This is a genomic window from Pseudidiomarina donghaiensis (assembly GCF_900116895.1).
Taxonomy (GTDB): Bacteria; Pseudomonadota; Gammaproteobacteria; order Enterobacterales; family Alteromonadaceae; genus Pseudidiomarina; species Pseudidiomarina donghaiensis.
Window position 1 is genome coordinate 339,668 of record NZ_FPCF01000001.1, and the last position, 16,548, is coordinate 356,215.

Consider the following 16,548-nt stretch of genomic DNA (forward strand, 5'->3'; position numbering starts at 1 on the left):
AAAATCCGGCCGCAAAGTATACCGCAGCCGGATTCGATGGTCGATAAAATGCTTAAGCTTTATAGCCGCCAGGCACACCTTTGGTGGTAATACTCACGGCGTCATGTGCGTGCAACGACTCGTAGTGGTTTACCCGCACCCAGAAATCAGAAAAGTGTGACTGCTGATTCAATGCGTGCTGTAAACGTCGAGCGGCGTCCTCGCAGAACATTAAGTTCTGCCCGTTGAGGCGCGCGAACTCTTGCTCGTCTTCACGCTTAACGGCTGCTTGCACCGGCGTTTTCAAGGCGTCTTCAATGGCGTCAATTAACGCGATAATTGGCAGTTCGCTAATGTCGTCGCCCATAATCACTTTCACTTGCGCAACTGAGCGCTGGCTGTGTGGCGTTGCCACAATACCTTGCGTGGTGCCTAACCAACGGTGCACAAGTTCAGCATCAACTTCTGCGTCGGTCCCGAATTGGTCAGCAAATGCGTCTTGAATAAGTTGACGCGCTAAAGCGGCCGAGCACGGACAAGTACTTGAGTAGGGCACTTCAACGCCAAGCTCTAATGTTAAATGCCCATTGTCGTAGCGGCCCGTCACTGTGACGGGATAGGCTTTCCAGCCTTGCTTTTTGCTAATCAGCGACTTGCGACGTAAATGATAGTCAAAACTAAACTTCACATAGGCTTGATCTGCTAGCCCATCGTGACTATCTATAAAGTCATGCAATAATTTGCCTAACGATTGGTGGCTAAGCACATCATTGTTTGATAAATCTTCCAACAGCAGGTATAAGCGAGACATGTGAATGCCTTTCGCTTTCGGGTCTGTGAGGTTCACAAACGCATCGACATGTGCACCCACAGGGCGCTCCGGCTCTTGGGCAGCTAAGACAACCAGTGGCATTTCAATGTTGCTCATGCCCACCCAATCGAGTTTACCCTCGGTTTGCGCGCGGGTTTGATTGGCGATATCTGGCATCAAAGTTGGTGTAGCTGTTGGCATGCGTGTACGGCTCCAAACGTTTAAAAATACTTAGTCCCGTAAAAGGGGGCGATAGTATACAAGATTTAAGCTCAATACGGTAGTTTGCCAGATTGGGTTTAGAACCAAAGGAAAAGTTTTCGATTAAGGGTATCGAAAAAGATGGATAAGGAAACCACCATGTTAGATGAAAAGTTACTTGAGCAGTATTATGAGTTGTTAGGCAAAGAAGGTGTACATGAAATGTACGAAACCTTCAGTGACAACATTGGCGGTTATTTGAAGCGTTTAAATGAGTTGGTGCAAGAGCGTGATGAAACAGAAACCAGACGTCAAGCACACAAGCTCAAAGGAGCGTGTCGTTCGGTTGGCTTGCGCCAACTAGCAAGCCAAATGGAGCGATTAGAGCGTGAAGAATGGCACTGGCAAGACGCTGATGAGCTGATGGCGCAGTGGTCATTAGAATTACCACTGCACCAACATGAGTTACGCCACTGGCTACATGCTCGGGGTATTTAACGAAGGCTGTTCTAAGTGCTTGATAGACACATCACCAATAAAGCGGTAACCCTCACCATGAATGGTGGTGATTAAGTTTGGTGAGGTTTCGTCTGCCTCGAAGTGACGACGAATACGACGGATGGCCACATCAACGGTGCGGTCGTTCGGACGTAGCTCACGATCAAGCATTTTCTTAACCAATGTTTCGCGGTCTAGAATTTTACCAGGGTTGGTTAAAAATAATTCCATGGCGCGATATTCGCTTTTTGGTAAGCGGAACATTTTACCGTCAGGCGAGAACAAGCAGCGGCTGTCGCTTTCTAAACGCCAGCCATTGAAATCATACACGACACTGTCATGGCCCACGTTTCTTTGTTGGCTTTTCAGTGCTTCAATGCGACGGTATAAGTTGCGTACCCGAATGATTAGCTCTTTCGGGTTGTACGGTTTGATTAAATAGTCATCGGCGCCCAATTCAAGAGCGAGCAAACGATCTTCTTCCGCGTCGCGGCCGGTTAAAAACACCAAGCCAATGTTATCGTTTTCACGTAATTTTTCAGCCAGCTCGATACCGCTTTTACCCGGTAAGTTCACATCCATAATGACTAAATCGATTTGCTGACGAGCCATAATGCGTTGCATTTGCATGCCGTCTGCGGCATCAAACACGTCATAGCCTTCTTGCTGAAACAATCGCGTGAGTGTATTCCGTGTTACGACTTCGTCTTCGACGATTAATAATCTGGCGCTCATAAGTAGTTCCGAGAATCTGTTAACATGTGTTGAAATTTGGTAATTAAACTTAGTGTAGCATGTGATTTTATATATAGCTCGATAATCGTGCAAGATTTCTTTAATTTATACTTTCAAATGCTTGGCATGACGCACAGGGAACGTAATGGTGAAGCGTGTACCTTCGCCGGAGGCGCTTTGTAGCTCAATGTGGCCATGTAATACTTGGGCCACCAAGTTGTAAACCAAATGCAAGCCAAGCCCAGCTGCGCCATGACTACGCTTGCTGGTAACAAAGGGGTCAAATACGTTTTTCAAAAGCTCTTCTGGAATACCATCACCATTGTCGGTGTAAGTCATTTGCAATTCAAGGGTGTCATCACTCGCTGCGCTGTGCGAAAGCAGCTCGAAATCGAAATGAATTTTGGGCTTGCTGGTTTTGCTAAACGCATGTTGCAGAGCATTTTGCACCAACTGGCTAATAACTTGATTCAGTGGGCCGGGCAATGTGGTGATGATCAAATCGTTGGCTACATTGGCGCTCAACTCAACATGGTCAAGCTCAGCGTGGCGGTTTCGTAGGCTTTGTGAAACGTCATCCCAGAATTTGGCTAAATGAATGGAACGGTCTTCGTCACTAAACTGGTCCATCGAAAGCTTACTAAAATTACTAATTAAGTCAGCGGTGCGCGATATATTTCGGCTAATTAATGCCAAGTTTTGATCAAAAGATGTCATGTGCCGCTGAAACTCTTGGGCGGTGAGCTTTTTCTCGGCAAACTTCTGTTTCAAGGTACGTAGCGTGTCTTGCAAAATAGAGGTTGAGGTAACGGCCAGCCCCACGGGGGTGTTTACTTCGTGGGCAACCCCAGAAACCAACTTAGCCAGCGATGACATTTTTTCTGCTTGCACCAGTTCACTTTGATAGCGATGAGCAGTTTCTAGTGCTTGATGCAGTTCTTGGTTTGATTCGTACAATTTCTGCGTGCGTTGACGAACTTGCGCTTCAAGCTCGGTATTAAGCTCACTGGCGGCTTTCTCGGCCTGTTCTTGGCGCTCAATATGCTGTTGTATACGGCTCAATAATGAATTGAACGCGTCCGCCAAACGGTCAAGCTCCTGTAGGTCGAACTCTGGCAAAGCCCGGTTGTACTGCTTGTCGCGGGCAATGTCTTGAATGCTTTCAACCATGCCATCGAGCGGCTGAGTAATCGCGCGGCGTAGCCATAATGACAGCAGCCAACTGAATATAAGGCCTGCCGTACTAATAACACCGCTTATGGCTAGTACATATAGTTTAGCCTCGTCATATTGCTGGCGAGACGTGCGCACATAAGCATACCCTTGCAACACGTTTTGCACGTATATCGGTACAGCAGACTCCACGTAAGTGTCAGTAATGCGCGCATTGGTAAGGTTTGTCACTCGATCAAACCGCACTGGAATTGGAGATTCGCGGTCAGCGTAATAACTCGCAAAAAACTTCAAACCATTGGTGGCCGCGTCAAAACGGTACAAATGCACATGCAGAACCTGTGGCGTATGGCGCAAGCTTTGCAACCAGCGCTCGGCTACGTCGGGCTGGTTATACACCATAAACGAGGTTGAGTTTTCGGCAATAATTTGGCTAGCTTCGCTAGTTTGACGCAACAGCCGCGACTGCGTATCGGCAATAAAACTAAAACTCAGTACGGCGCACGCCAGCGTCACCAGTACTGTGGTGATTAAAATCACCATACTGGTCAAGCTACGTTTAATAGAGCTGAGTTTGATTTGCATCGTTGCTACATGAACTCTTCTGGGTTATCGGGAGCCGCGGGGGCCAAATATACTGCAAACTTGTTGTCTTGTGCGACCCGTTCACAATGACCAAAAGCTTGCTCAATAAGCTCGGGCCACGGTAAAAAGCGGTTGGCGACCAACCATAACTCACCGCTAGGCAACAAATGCTCACGCACTTGTCGTAAAAACTGCTTACCAATTTCGTAGTCGGTGGCAAGGCCGGTGTGAAACGGTGGATGACTAACCACATAATTAAACTGGGGCAAACTATTGGCCAGCCCATCACTGGCAACACATTCGCCGGTTAAGCCATTCTGCCGCAGCGTCTCTGCGGTTGCGGCCAATGCCAAAGCGCTCACATCAAGATAAGTAACGCGCAGTTGCTGCGCCTGACGTTGCAACCAGGCGCCTAATACGCCATGCCCACAGGCAAAGTCCAACACCCGGCCCTGCTGCCAGCTCGGCAAATGCTCAAGCAACATCGCACTGCCGGCATCAATACCAGGAAAGGCAAACACGCCAGGTAAACTAGCCAGCTTTAATGGGGTAGGTTGGCCGGGTTGCGCTAAGCTTTCGTATTCAAAGCGCTGTTGTACATCAAAAAGTGATAACGTTTCGACAACCTCACTTCGCAATAGCAAACTATGGTTACCCACGGCGATTTTTTGAGCCGGTGCTAAACTTGCAGGAAACTGCTTGTTGATGCTTTTAATACCGCCGCGATTTTCACCCACCAACCAAATAGTCGAGCCGAGCGGTAATACCGAACGCAAGGCGTCAAGTAAGTACCAAGTGAGCTGCTTTTCTTTCGGAAGCCAAACTAAAGCGGCCTGCGGCGCTTGGGCGGCATCATACACCGGTGCGTCTGCACCAAAATGGTGCATAACCTGTGGTGCATAAGCTTGCCAGCGTTTGGCATACCCCGCATGAAAGTGCCAACATTGCACCACGTTTAGCGTGTCGGCAACCTCAGCATCGGGCGCGTTGACCAAGAGTAATGGCGTATTATCAAAGCGCTGCTGATGACGCAGAACTAATTGTGACGGTGTACTTAAATGTTTCATATGGGTTTCTGATCGTAAGCCTCAACAAAGACATCCACGTTTTCGCTGGCGTGTTCAATTCGCTCGCCATCAAATTGTGCCACGTTAAACAAGGCTTCGCCTTCATTAGCGACCGGAATATTACTGATGCCGATCACAATACCATGATATGGGCTTTTAATCGCATGCAACTCATCGCCATGCGGGTTCACGGTTTGGGCAATAACTTGACCTTTATTAATGGTTTGGCCAAGTTCAACTTTAGGCACCACTAAACCGTCGTACTCATTACGAATCCAAGCACTGCGGTGTGCCACCACCGGCTGCACTTTTTTACGGCGCTGGCGGCCTTTCAGCATCTTCAAACGCTTCATCACGTTTTGCACACCAATAACACCAGCCTTAATGGCCGCGTAGTCAAACCGCAAGGCTTCGCCCGCTTCATATAATATAAGCGGAATACCAAGCTCGGAAGCTAATGAGCGCAACGAACCGTCACGTTCTTTGCTGTGCAAAATAACCGGTGTGCCGAAGGCTTCTGCCATGGCTAGCGCTTCTTTATTGTCGGTGTCGACGCGAATTTGTGGCAAGTTACTGCGATGAATAGCCCCGGTGTGCAAGTCAATAATATGCGTTGCGTTTTGCACCAAGCTTTCATTGAACAGGTACGCCAAACGGCTACCTAAAGCACCGCGCTCAGAACCGGGAAAACAACGGTTTAAGTCACGGCGGTCGGGCAAATAACGCGACTGTTGAATAAACCCAAATACATTAACCACCGGCACAATAATTACCGTGCCCGATAGCTGCAGCGGGTCTAACTCGCCCATTAAACGGCGACATACTTCAATACCGTTTAGCTCATCGCCATGTATAGCGGCACATACCAATAAAGTAGGGCCAGGCTTCACGCCGTGAAAAATCTCGGCATGTAAATCCATGGGCGTGTCGTTATACAGTCGCGCCGCTGGAATTTTCACGCTATGTCGTGACCCCGGTGCAATGCGCTGATTAGCCAGTTGAAAAGATTTGTGCTTCATAAATTCCGTCCGCTTCGCTGTTCGTTATTCGTGCGCTTCGCTGTTGGTCCGTTCGGCTGCGCCTCACTGTTCGTGATTTTCCCCGAACAGCGCGAAGCGCGCACCAACAGCGAAGCGCACGAAGCACGAATAACGTGTTTAGATGTTAGCCTTTGCCCTTGGTTCGGGTTTTGTTGGCTTTGGCGTTCTTTTCAATGAACGCAATAATTTGATCCGCCACGTCTTTGTTGGTCGCTCCTTCAATGCCCTCAAGGCCAGGAGACGAGTTCACTTCCATGACTAACGGGCCATGGTTTGAGCGCAGTATGTCGACACCCGCAACATTCAGGCCCATGGTCTTCGCGGCTTTTACGGCAGTTGCGCGCTCAGCAGGGGTTAGCTTGACCAAGCTGGCAGAACCGCCACGGTGCAAGTTGGAACGAAACTCGCCAGGCTTGGCTTGGCGTTTCATGGCGGCAATGACTTTGTCGCCAATAACAAAACAGCGAATATCGGCACCGCCGGCTTCTTTAATGTATTCCTGCACCATAATGTGCGACTCAAGACCCATAAATGCTTCAATAACGCTTTCAGCAGCTTGGCGGGTTTCAGCAAGCACCACACCAATACCTTGGGTACCTTCAAGCAGCTTAATCACCAACGGCGCGCCGCCAACCATGTCAATCAAGTCGGGAATATCTTGTGGCTGGCTCGCAAACCCAGTGGTTGGCAGGCCAATACCTTTGCGGCTGAGCAATTGCAGCGAACGCAATTTGTCGCGGCTACGAGAAATAGCCACAGACTCGTTCAACGGGTAAGTGCCAATCATTTCAAATTGACGCAAAACAGCCGTGCCGAAAAACGTGATCGACGCACCAATACGCGGAATAATTGCGTCGTATTGCGGCAAGTCTTTCCCTTTCATGTGAATGGATGACTCACGCGCGTTAATGTTCATATAACAACGCAATGGGTCCAGCACATCGACCGTGTGGCCGCGCGCTTCGCCGGCTTCAACTAAGCGGCGGGTGGAATAAAGACGCGGGTTACGCGATAAAATGGCTATTCTCATGCGGTGGCTCCAGGCTGACCGAGTAAATAAGACTTGTCAGGGTCAACTAAAAAACGGCCACGCATGGCCTGTCGACCCAATAACATTCGAAATTTCATGGTGTCGCGATTGGTTAGGGTAAGCTCAATCGGTTGATTAAACTGGCCTAACTGTAACGTCGAGCGAATCACATAGCGCAGTTCAGTATGACCGCCAGAGTCGGTCACCTCGCGCTGATCATGTATTTTCGACTCTATCATTAACTCACGCTCACTGTGTTGTTCTGGATGCAACCAAATACGCAACCAAGCTTCACCGTTCTTTTCAAACGGTTCTAATTTAAATGCGTGCAAACAAGAGGTACGCGCCCCCGTGTCAACTTTCATTTTTAAGGCGTCGATGCCTAGCTCAGGGAGTGAGCCCCATTCGCGCCAACCTAATGTCTGCATGAAAACCCCTTAAAATCCGTTATTCGTTAGTCGTTAGTCGTGAGTCGGTTCGCTCGTTGACTCTGTTTCTAATTTCCACATCGCTTGGTGCGGAGGCTCTAGCTATCCGCCAACGATGTTATACGAATAACGAATAACGAATAACGATCAACGATTATTTTCTAGCTGCTTGAGCCAGCGGAGGAAATCGTCGGGTGGACGATCTAACGCACTGACCGGAACAAACAGATCATAACCTAATAATTCACGAAAGTGTGTACATCGTGTTGCGAACATTGCCTGCACACCCTTATAAACCGTTCCAGAGGGCGCTGCAAAGCGGTCGGGCACCTCAAAATAGGGTGAATAGTCGCGTATGTCGGGGCGCTCGTGGCGCAAGGCGACGACCAACAAGTGACGTTGTTCGCTGAGCAAATACACGGCTAGACGTGGTGTAATATCGGCCAGTAGCGGTTCTATGTCGCGCAGGGCGAAGCCAATGTAGGGAACTTCGTCTAGTTCTAGGCCTCGGTGTACGCGCGGTACGTCATAGCGCACAATATTTTCCCAGGTTATCTGCCAGTAACCGCGGCGATGGCAATAACGAATTGCTTGCGGTGTGATTTCAAGACTAATGGGTGGTTCGAATATCTTGGCGCTGCCTAAAAATATCAGTACCGCGCTGGCAATATACAATAAACCGAAAGCGGCGCTGGGCAGGGGGGCGTTAATTAACCACAGAAACATAGTCACAGCAAAAACCACAAGCCCTAACGCGGTGAACCCAGCACCGTGGGCGCGAGCCACAGGTGTGACGGTGACGCGTCGTTGTTCTGGGGCTGGCTGGCTTGACGGCATATGTCTCCGGTGCGTTAGTTAAGGTTGAAGGTATCGCGAATAATTTGACCGGTAAACTGCGTTTTTAAATAAAAGCCTCGCGGCAAGGTTTGAATGGCTTCGCCGTTGGCGCCAATAGCATCGGTTAGTACACGGCTGTTGGCGGCCTTGGGACGCAGTTGCAGCACTTCGCCTTGATGGGCGGTAATGGATTCCACTTCGCCTAAGGCTATTTTGTCCATGTGTTCTTGCCAATCGGCTTTCAATTGAGCCTCTTGGGCGGCGCTTGGCTGCCACAAAAATGCAGTGCCAATGGTGCGTTCGGCCAACGGTACCTCACGGCGACCGTCGATGGGAATCCACAACACACATTGTAGTTTATTGCGCACGTTGCTGCTTTCCCATGTTAGCTCATGCACGTTTATAAGCGGCGTAGTGCACACAAAGGTGGTTTCTAGTGGCTTGCCGTTGGCATCTAACGGAATGGTTTTTAGCTCCACGCCAAGCTCAGGGAAGTCTTGTAATGCTTGTGAACCCGCGCTAGCGCCTAGCGCACTTTCGAGCAACTGCCCCACCCAACCTTTGTTACGGCGTAAATCTTTGGGCACCACCATGCCTTGTTCGGCAGCTAATTCGGCGAAGCTGTATCCAGCGAGCGCGCTGGCCTTATCAAAGAGCTGTTTAAGCTGCACATTTACCTCATCGAAACGGATTAATCCTTTCATTCATGACGCGATTATGGAAAAATCCAAAGCATATGTCGAATTTATGAGGGCGCTCGCGTGATAGACGCAGAAGGATTCCGCGCTAACGTAGGAATCATTATCTGTAACGAGCAGGGACAGGTATTTTGGGCGCGTCGATTCGGGCAACATAGTTGGCAGTTTCCGCAAGGCGGAATAGATGATGGCGAAACGCCAGAACAGGCTATGTATCGCGAGCTCTGGGAAGAGGTCGGATTAAAGCCCGAACAAGTTGAATTAGTTTATACCAGTCGGCAATGGCTCCGTTATCGGTTGCCAAAGCGCTTGGTACGACGCGAACAGCGGCCGACCTGTATTGGTCAAAAACAGAAATGGTTCTTACTGCGGTTAAAATGTAATGAACAGGATGTAAACGTCACTCAGTCGTCGCATCCTGAATTTGATGATTGGCGTTGGGTGAGTTTTTGGTACCCTGTGCGACAAGTTGTGTCGTTTAAGCGTGAGGTTTATCGCCGTGTACTGAAAGAGTTCAGCGCGGTGGTGTTAAACCTGCAGTCACATAAACGTCACCGTCCAGCCCGGCGCCGCCGTTCTTGAGTCGGTAGCTCTTAGGTTAAACAACGTATGCTTCGAGTACTGCAACGCATTGTGGAAGCGGTGAATCAGGCGCCAGATTTTGAGCTGGCGCTACAAACCATGGTGCGTCAAGTAAAAGAAGCCTTACATACCGACTCCTGTACCGTTTACTTAGCCGACCACGAGCAACATATGTTTGCCTTGGCGGCTACTGATGGCCTAGAAATTCGCTCGGATGAGCCCATTCATGTGCCGTTTGGCGAAGGTGTTATTAGCTTGGCCGCCTCGCGTGAAGAGCCACTGAATATTCCCAACGCTTCTGAACACCCAGCCTTTCTAAAGTTAGAGCACGTTATTGAAGACCGCTACAAAGCCATGCTAGCGGCGCCGGTTATTCATCGGCGTCGGGTGCTCGGTGTACTTGCCGTGCAGCAAGAGCATGCGCGCGCCTTTACCCGCGACGAGGAAGCCTTTGTGGTGACTTTAGCGGCGCAGTTAGCGGTGGTTATTGCGCATGCTGAAGCCAAAGGCCTGTTGCGCACCGCCAAGCAATCACCATGGTTGCAGACAATCAAGGGTTTACCGGCCGCACCTGGTGTGGCCATTGGCGAAGCTTTTGTGGTGAAGCCACCAGCCCGGCTAAGTGAAGTCACCCCCAAACGTAGTGACATGCACGAACACGAAATTCGTGCCTTTCGCGCTGCAGTCGCGCGTACGCGGCAAGAATTGCTCGACATTAGCGACAGCATGAAAGGCCATGTGGCCGAAGAAACCCTAGCAATTTTTGACGTTTACCACGCCATGATGGACTCGGCGAGTTTGGGCCAGCAAGTTGAACAAACCATTCAGGACGGCTGGCGCGCACAAACCGCCCTAAAAATGGTGGTCGAGCAGCTTGTCGATCAGTTTGAAAACCTCGACGACGAATACATACGCGAACGTGCCAGCGACGTGCGTGACTTGGGCAATCGTATTTTGGCCCATTTGCAAAATCGCGAGGCACGCAATTTAACGCCGCCGTCGCAATGCATCTTAGTGGCTGACGAAGTCACCGCCACTATGCTAGCGGAACTACCGCAAGCCGACATTATTGGTATGGTGTCATTGCGCGGCTCGGGTAACTCGCATGCGGCCATTATGGCGCGCAGCATGGGCATTCCGGCAGTGCTTGGCGTTGACAGCATTGCCCTAAACGACGTTAACGGCGAAACCCTCATTGTTGACGGTTACAATGGCGACGTGTTCGTAAATCCGCCGCTGCAGGTTGAAAACGAATACCGCCAATTGGCTGATGAAGAGCTGGCGCTGCGGCAAAAAGTGATGCAAGCGCGCAGCCTTCCGGCGGAAACCCTTGACGGGGTACGGGTGCAGCTACACTTAAACGTCGGCCTCAATACCGAGCGCGACTGGCTCAATGATCTCAATGTGCAGGGCGTTGGCCTGTATCGCACAGAAATTCCGTTTATGATGCGCGAGCGCTTGCCCACCGAAGACGAGCAAGAAGAGCTGTACGCGCAAGTGCTTGAACAATTTCGTGGCGCCCCAGTAGTCATGCGCACCCTAGATGTTGGCGGTGACAAGCCGCTGCCGTATTTGCCCATGAATGAAGAAAATCCGTTTTTGGGCTGGCGCGGTATTCGCTTAACGCTTGATCACCCCGAAATATTTCTGGTGCAAATTCGGGCACTGTTGCGCGCCTCGGTGGGGCGCAATAACTTACGTATTTTGCTGCCTATGATTACCAGCGCCGAAGAAGTTGACGAAGCAGTACGGATGATTCATCAGGCTTACCATGAAGTGGCCGAAGAACTCGCCTGCAGCGTTGATGAGCAACTGTATGAGCCACAAATTGGCGTCATGATTGAAGTGCCAGCTATGATTTATCAGCTGCACTGCGTGGCTGACAAAGTCGATTTTTTCTCGGTGGGCACCAATGATTTAACCCAATATATGCTTGCGGTCGATCGCAACAATTCACGAGTAGCTAGCTTGTATGATGCGTTTCACCCGGCGGTTCTGCATGCTTTGAAGCAAATTATTGATCGCTGCGACGAGCTCAATAAACCAGTGTCGGTGTGTGGTGAATTAGCTGGTGAGCCGGGCGGGGCCTTATTGTTGCTGGCGATGGGCTATCGCAACTTAAGTATGAACAGCTACAATATTGATCGTATTCGCTGGATTATTCGCCATATTCAAGCCGCCGACTTAAATGACGTGCTGCAGCAAGCGCTGGCGGCGCGCACCCCGCAAGAAGTGAAAAAACACGTGGTTATGGCGCTCGAAAATGCGGGGCTTGGTGGTTTTGTCAGGGCGGGAAGCTAAGGAGAACATGTGCTGTTAGCAGGCTGGTTATGGTGTCTTGCCGGGGGCGTAGTCGCGGGGCTACTTGCTGGCATGCTCGGTATCGGTGGCGGCCTAGTTATAGTTCCCTTGTTAATTTACCTACTGCCACTGCTTGGGGTAGCGCCCGATTTAGTCGTACAAATGGCGGTGGCTACCTCGCTCGCCACCATTGTTATGACCACCTTAAGCTCGGCGCGCTCTCATCTTAAACACGGCCAAGTCAGCTTCTTTTGGGTACGCCGCCTTATTCCAGGGCTTATGGTTGGGGCTGTGTGTGGCGCCTGGTTAGCTACTATGCTCGACCCAGACTGGCTGCAACGCATATTCGCGGTGGTGCTCATGGCGCTGTCCATTCGAATGCTCATACCACAGCGCAGTGGCGAACCGCTAACCGAAGTATCAAAACGCTTGATGGCGCTTATTAGTACTGGCATGGGAACACTGTCAGCGCTCGTCGGTATTGGCGGCGGCTCCTTAACAGTGCCGCTATTGCAGCGTTTAAGGGTTCCTATTCGTCAAGCAATTGCGGTATCCTCAGTGGGTAGTTTAAGCATTGGCTTAAGCGCGGTTATTGCTTTTGTGGTGTTAGGCCAACAGCTTGAAGGCGCTGATGGCTTATTTGGTTACGTGCATGTGCAAGCGTGGTTAGCCATTTCTATTGCCTCAATGCTCTGTGCACCCATTGGTGCCAGCTTAACCCAGCGCTTGCCGGTAAAACATTTGCAGCGCGGTTTCGCGGTATTTTTAGTCATTATTTCAATAAAACTCGTCATAGGATAATTCATGCAGTCAGACTATTTGGTGCACCCCAATATCGACCCTATTATTGTCAGTATTGGCCCGTTTGACTTGCGCTGGTACGGGTTAATGTACCTCGTTGGCTTTTTATTCGCGTGGTGGTGGGGCAATCGCCAATGCCGCATGCCGCACCATGCCGCCCAAGGCTGGACAGAAAAGCGCTTTAGCGACTTGCTGTTCTGGGCCTTTATGGGGGTTATTTTAGGCGGACGCGTAGGTTATGTACTGTTCTATCAATTCGAACGTTTTATAGATAACCCCTTGTATTTATTTGACATTACTAGCGGCGGCATGTCGTTCCACGGTGGCTTGCTAGGTGTGCTGACGGTACTTTGGATTTTCTCTGTGAAATCAAAGCAATCGTTTTTGGCCATTGGCGACTTTGTCGCGCCACTGGTGCCTGTGGGCTTGGGCGCTGGGCGTATTGGCAACTTCATTAATGGGGAACTGTGGGGCCGCGTTACCGACGTACCTTGGGCCATGATTTTCCCCGCCGCAGGGCCAGAGCCACGGCACCCGTCACAGTTGTATCAAGCCGGCCTTGAAGGCTTGGCATTGTTTATTATTTTGGCATTTTACAGCCGCAAGCCACGACCAACGGGCGCCATTGGTGGCTTATTCTTAATCGGTTATGGCCTGGCCCGCTTTGTAGTGGAGTACGCGCGCCAACCGGACCAGCATTTGGGCTTGTTGCTATTTGGCTGGTCAATGGGGCAATGGTTGTCTGCGCCGATGATTGTGGGCGGCGTATTGTTAATGGTATTTGCCTATAAACGTGGGAGCAAAGTGTGAAACAGTACTTAGACTTATGCCAACGCATTGTCGATGAAGGCGTGTGGGTAGCAAACGAACGCACTGGCAAACACTGCCTCACGGTCATTAACGCTGACTTAGAATATCGCGTTGATCGCAACGAATTCCCGCTCATTACCACCCGCAAAAGTTACTGGAAAGCGGCTATTGCCGAGCTGCTTGGGTACATTCGTGGCTACTCGAACGCCGCCGACTTTCGTGCGCTAGGCACCCCAACGTGGGACGCCAACGCCAACTTAAACGAAGCCTGGCTAGCTAACCCGCACCGCAAGGGCGAAGACGACATGGGCCGCGTATACGGCGTACAAGGCCGTGCCTGGGCGAAGCCCGATGGCGGTGTGGTTGATCAACTACGCAAGGTGGTGGATAACCTATCGCGTGGCTTGGATGACCGTGGCGAAATTATCAGCTTTTATAACCCCGGCGAGTTTCACATGGGCTGTTTGCGCCCGTGCATGCACACTCATAATTTCTCGCTGCTTGGCGACACCTTGTACTTAACCAGCTACCAACGCTCATGCGACGTACCGCTGGGTTTAAACTTCAACCAAGTACAAGTGTTCACGTTTTTGGCACTGATGGCGCAAATTACTGGCCGCAAAGCCGGCGTGGCCTACCACAAAATTGTGAACGCTCATATTTACGAAGACCAACTTGAATTAATGCGGGACGTGCAACTAAAGCGCGAGCCTTTTCCCGCACCGCAGCTGGAAATCAACCCCGATATTAAGTCACTCGAAGACTTAGAAACCTGGGTGACCATGGACGACTTCGCCGTTCACAACTACCAACATCACCCAGCCATTCAATACCCCTTTAGCGTGTAGCCCGGCGTTATACGCCGGGTGGCGCGTAGCGCCGTTAATGGTTAGTACCCAGCCATTACTCTGATTTTGTTAATGTTCCGTTTATGTAACATTATAATCTTTTTCTAGGTATAAAGTCCCTTTTGGGTAACATTGTGTATTTTCTTGCTATTTAATAATTTAAAGCTAAACTCCTATAAAGTGCAAAATTAGGAACTTTAATGGTTTTAATGTTCTTAAAGGTAAATATATAGAACTTTAATGGTGTTGAGTCTGCAGGTGCTGACTAATGTTCGAGAATAACAGCGCTACGCGCTACCCGGCGTAGAACGCCGGGCTACGAACCACGAACAGCGAAGCGGACGAGCAGCGCAGCGCACGAACCACGAACAGCGAAGCGGACGAATAATGCAACTAAGCGACTTATCACCAGCCGCGCTTGCCGAAGAACTCGGCCAACGTCTCAAGCAAGCTAGGCTGAATGCCAATATTACCCAAGCTGAGCTGGCCAAGCGCGCCGGCGTCAGCCGTAAAATTGTGCTTAGCGCTGAAAAAGGTCAAGTGCAGCTGGAAAACTTCGCTGCGCTATTGTTGGCGCTAGGGCTCGCCGAGCAGCTGAATAATTTCATTCCCAAACCACAAATTTCGCCAATTCAGCTGCAAAAGTTGCAAGGCAAAAAGCGCGAGCGGGCAAGCGGTAGTCGTGCCGGCAGCAATCAACCAAGCGATGCAATCGACGAAGGTGAGCCATCATGGTGATGGAAGTTGTCAGTGTTTGGTATCACGAGCACGAAGTTGGCGCATTAAGCTTTGACAGCGACCAAGGCTTTGGTGCTTTTGAGTACACGCCAGAGTTTATTCGCAGCGGCCTCGAATTAGCGCCATTAACCATGCCGCTGCCAGCTACTGGCACCAAGCAAATTTTTAGCTTTCCGCAGCTTAATAACGCCACTTTTCATGGGCTTCCTGGGCTAGTGGCTGACTCACTGCCGGATGATTTCGGCAATGCAGTGCTGAATGCCTGGGTGGCAAACCGCGGTCTGCAACCTAGCGATATTACCCCACTGCAACGCCTGCAATACACCGGCAAACGTGGCATGGGCGCCCTTGAATATCGGCCCGCCACCAAAGTGCGTGGCTTTGAAGCGCTACAGCAAGTAAACATTGCGCAACTGACTGAAATTGCCCAAGAGGTGCTTGATCACCGCGCGCAGTTTCAGCAAAACCTGCCAAGTAACGGCGATATCGACCGCGAAGCCATGCTGGCGTTGTTGTCGGTGGGAACCAGTGCCGGCGGTGCCCGGCCCAAAGCGGTGCTGGCTTTTAACCATGACTTTTCACAGGTGCGTTCAGGTCAAACCGACGCGCCTGAAGGCTTTACCCATTACTTGATGAAGTTTGACGGGGTAAAAGAAAGCGGCAGCGGCCATGAAACCTTCGGTGACCCCCAAGGCTATGGGGCCATGGAGTATGTGTACTATTTAATGGCAAGTGCCTGCGGCATTGACATGATGCCGTGCCATTTATTGCCAGAAGGCAACCGCCGGCATTTTCTTACGCAGCGCTTTGATCGCATTGGAAACACCAAAATACATACCCAAACGCTCAACGGCATTGCCCACGTAGACTACAAACAACCGGGTAGTTTCTCGTACAGCGAACTTTTCGCGGTGGCCCGCAAGCTGCGGTTAACCGCACCTGAAGCCGAACAACTGATGCGCCGCATGATCTTTAACTTAGTGGCGCGTAATCACGACGACCACGCCAAGAACTTTGCCTTTCAGTATCGCGATAGCCGCTGGCAGCTGGCTCCGGCTTATGATGTTGCCTATAGCTATAAACCCGACAGCAAATGGGTGAACCAGCATTGGATGCAACTAAACAGCAAACGTGAAAACTTCACCCGCGACGACATTTACAGTTTAGAAAAAGTCAGCCCACTGTTTAGTCGGCGCAAACTCGATGCCATGATCGATGAAACCATTGAAGCGGTCAGCCGCTGGCCGGTTCTTGCCAAAGAACACGATGTGCCCCAGGCACTTGCTAAGTTGATAGCGCGCCATCAGAGGCTCGACTTATAGAGCTCAGTGTGAGTATCTCGAAACAGTAGTTGGCGCCGGCTTTTTTCAGTCATCGGCATCAAAA

Annotated in this window: 17 protein-coding genes; 8 read left to right on the forward strand and 9 right to left on the reverse strand. The window is 50.5% G+C overall.

The genetic code is table 11. The annotated features are described in order from the left end of the window. Positions 1-52: 52 nt before the first annotated feature. Positions 53-991, reverse strand: a complete 939-nt coding sequence (gene folE2, locus BM334_RS01635) for a GTP cyclohydrolase FolE2 (RefSeq protein WP_241970883.1) — start codon at positions 989-991, stop codon at positions 53-55. Between the two features lie 159 nt (positions 992-1,150). Here folE2 and BM334_RS01640 point away from each other — a divergent pair, with 159 nt between their 5' ends. Continuing rightward, positions 1,151-1,489 carry an Hpt domain-containing protein gene (locus tag BM334_RS01640; protein WP_055439226.1) on the forward strand — a complete coding sequence of 113 codons (339 nt, stop codon included), beginning with the start codon at positions 1,151-1,153 and terminating at the stop codon, positions 1,487-1,489. Here the strand turns inward: BM334_RS01640 and arcA are convergent. The 8 genes from arcA to mutH form a co-directional block, all read right to left on the reverse strand. Beyond that, the gene (gene arcA / locus BM334_RS01645; protein WP_092836999.1) at positions 1,469-2,224 is read right to left on the reverse strand and encodes a two-component system response regulator ArcA; all 756 of its coding nucleotides are present in this window, start codon (positions 2,222-2,224) and stop codon (positions 1,469-1,471) included. The genes BM334_RS01640 and arcA overlap by 21 nt on opposite strands. 105 nt (positions 2,225-2,329) lie before the next feature. Further along, on the reverse strand, positions 2,330-3,982 hold the full coding sequence (locus BM334_RS01650; protein ID WP_092837002.1) for a HAMP domain-containing sensor histidine kinase: 1,653 nt from the start codon (positions 3,980-3,982) through the stop codon (positions 2,330-2,332). 5 nt (positions 3,983-3,987) lie between these two features. After that, on the reverse strand, positions 3,988-5,049 hold the full coding sequence (locus tag BM334_RS01655) for a methyltransferase (protein ID WP_092837006.1): 1,062 nt from the start codon (positions 5,047-5,049) through the stop codon (positions 3,988-3,990). After that, positions 5,046-6,068 (reverse strand): succinylglutamate desuccinylase/aspartoacylase family protein, encoded by a 1,023-nt coding sequence (locus BM334_RS01660; RefSeq protein WP_092837009.1) that lies wholly within the window; start codon positions 6,066-6,068, stop codon positions 5,046-5,048. Before BM334_RS01660 ends, BM334_RS01655 begins: the two co-directional genes overlap by 4 nt. Positions 6,069-6,213: 145 nt before the next feature. Continuing rightward, the gene (rimK, locus tag BM334_RS01665) at positions 6,214-7,119 is read right to left on the reverse strand and encodes a 30S ribosomal protein S6--L-glutamate ligase (protein ID WP_092837012.1); all 906 of its coding nucleotides are present in this window, start codon (positions 7,117-7,119) and stop codon (positions 6,214-6,216) included. Continuing rightward, entirely contained in the window at positions 7,116-7,547 is a 432-nt protein-coding gene (locus tag BM334_RS01670) for an ATP-dependent zinc protease family protein (RefSeq protein ID WP_092837015.1), read from the reverse strand. The genes rimK and BM334_RS01670 overlap by 4 nt, the downstream gene beginning before the upstream one ends. Before the next feature lie 147 nt (positions 7,548-7,694). Then, positions 7,695-8,384 (reverse strand): DUF2982 domain-containing protein, encoded by a 690-nt coding sequence (locus BM334_RS01675; RefSeq protein WP_092837018.1) that lies wholly within the window; start codon positions 8,382-8,384, stop codon positions 7,695-7,697. A 14-nt stretch (positions 8,385-8,398) separates the two neighbouring features. Continuing rightward, positions 8,399-9,088 (reverse strand): DNA mismatch repair endonuclease MutH, encoded by a 690-nt coding sequence (gene mutH / locus BM334_RS01680; RefSeq protein WP_092837022.1) that lies wholly within the window; start codon positions 9,086-9,088, stop codon positions 8,399-8,401. A gap of 57 nt (positions 9,089-9,145) precedes the next feature. Between mutH and rppH the strand changes: the two genes are divergently transcribed. From rppH to BM334_RS01715, 7 genes are all read left to right on the forward strand, one after another. Continuing rightward, positions 9,146-9,664 carry an RNA pyrophosphohydrolase gene (rppH, locus tag BM334_RS01685; protein ID WP_092837025.1) on the forward strand — a complete coding sequence of 173 codons (519 nt, stop codon included), beginning with the start codon at positions 9,146-9,148 and terminating at the stop codon, positions 9,662-9,664. A gap of 27 nt (positions 9,665-9,691) precedes the next feature. After that, entirely contained in the window at positions 9,692-11,965 is a 2,274-nt protein-coding gene (ptsP, locus tag BM334_RS01690) for a phosphoenolpyruvate--protein phosphotransferase (RefSeq protein WP_092837028.1), read from the forward strand. A gap of 9 nt (positions 11,966-11,974) precedes the next feature. Continuing rightward, positions 11,975-12,766 (forward strand): sulfite exporter TauE/SafE family protein, encoded by a 792-nt coding sequence (locus tag BM334_RS01695; RefSeq protein ID WP_092837031.1) that lies wholly within the window; start codon positions 11,975-11,977, stop codon positions 12,764-12,766. Between the two features lie 3 nt (positions 12,767-12,769). Then, on the forward strand, positions 12,770-13,576 hold the full coding sequence (lgt, locus tag BM334_RS01700) for a prolipoprotein diacylglyceryl transferase (protein WP_092837034.1): 807 nt from the start codon (positions 12,770-12,772) through the stop codon (positions 13,574-13,576). Then, positions 13,573-14,424, forward strand: coding sequence for a thymidylate synthase (locus BM334_RS01705; protein ID WP_092837037.1), 852 nt, complete (start codon positions 13,573-13,575; stop codon positions 14,422-14,424). Before lgt ends, BM334_RS01705 begins: the two co-directional genes overlap by 4 nt. Before the next feature lie 387 nt (positions 14,425-14,811). Continuing rightward, complete coding sequence (locus BM334_RS01710; protein ID WP_092837040.1) at positions 14,812-15,162, forward strand: helix-turn-helix transcriptional regulator; 351 nt, start codon at positions 14,812-14,814, stop codon at positions 15,160-15,162. Further along, on the forward strand, positions 15,156-16,484 hold the full coding sequence (locus BM334_RS01715) for a type II toxin-antitoxin system HipA family toxin (RefSeq protein ID WP_092837043.1): 1,329 nt from the start codon (positions 15,156-15,158) through the stop codon (positions 16,482-16,484). The genes BM334_RS01710 and BM334_RS01715 overlap by 7 nt, the downstream gene beginning before the upstream one ends. Positions 16,485-16,548: the final 64 nt, after the last annotated feature.

Bases quoted from the DNA above. Each gene is read 5' to 3' on its own strand.
- BM334_RS01675 (WP_092837018.1), bottom strand. From the start codon at position 8,384: ATGCCGTCAAGCCAGCCAGCCCCAGAACAACGACGCGTCACCGTCACA.
- folE2 (WP_241970883.1), bottom strand. From the start codon at position 991: ATGCCAACAGCTACACCAACTTTGATGCCAGATATCGCCAATCAAACC.
- BM334_RS01640 (WP_055439226.1), top strand. From the start codon at position 1,151: ATGTTAGATGAAAAGTTACTTGAGCAGTATTATGAGTTGTTAGGCAAA.
- lgt (WP_092837034.1), top strand. From the start codon at position 12,770: ATGCAGTCAGACTATTTGGTGCACCCCAATATCGACCCTATTATTGTC.
- mutH (WP_092837022.1), bottom strand. From the start codon at position 9,088: ATGAAAGGATTAATCCGTTTCGATGAGGTAAATGTGCAGCTTAAACAG.
- BM334_RS01650 (WP_092837002.1), bottom strand. From the start codon at position 3,982: ATGCAAATCAAACTCAGCTCTATTAAACGTAGCTTGACCAGTATGGTG.
- ptsP (WP_092837028.1), top strand. From the start codon at position 9,692: ATGCTTCGAGTACTGCAACGCATTGTGGAAGCGGTGAATCAGGCGCCA.
- rimK (WP_092837012.1), bottom strand. From the start codon at position 7,119: ATGAGAATAGCCATTTTATCGCGTAACCCGCGTCTTTATTCCACCCGC.
- arcA (WP_092836999.1), bottom strand. From the start codon at position 2,224: ATGAGCGCCAGATTATTAATCGTCGAAGACGAAGTCGTAACACGGAAT.
- BM334_RS01715 (WP_092837043.1), top strand. From the start codon at position 15,156: ATGGTGATGGAAGTTGTCAGTGTTTGGTATCACGAGCACGAAGTTGGC.
- BM334_RS01710 (WP_092837040.1), top strand. From the start codon at position 14,812: ATGCAACTAAGCGACTTATCACCAGCCGCGCTTGCCGAAGAACTCGGC.
- BM334_RS01655 (WP_092837006.1), bottom strand. From the start codon at position 5,049: ATGAAACATTTAAGTACACCGTCACAATTAGTTCTGCGTCATCAGCAG.
- BM334_RS01660 (WP_092837009.1), bottom strand. From the start codon at position 6,068: ATGAAGCACAAATCTTTTCAACTGGCTAATCAGCGCATTGCACCGGGG.
- BM334_RS01670 (WP_092837015.1), bottom strand. From the start codon at position 7,547: ATGCAGACATTAGGTTGGCGCGAATGGGGCTCACTCCCTGAGCTAGGC.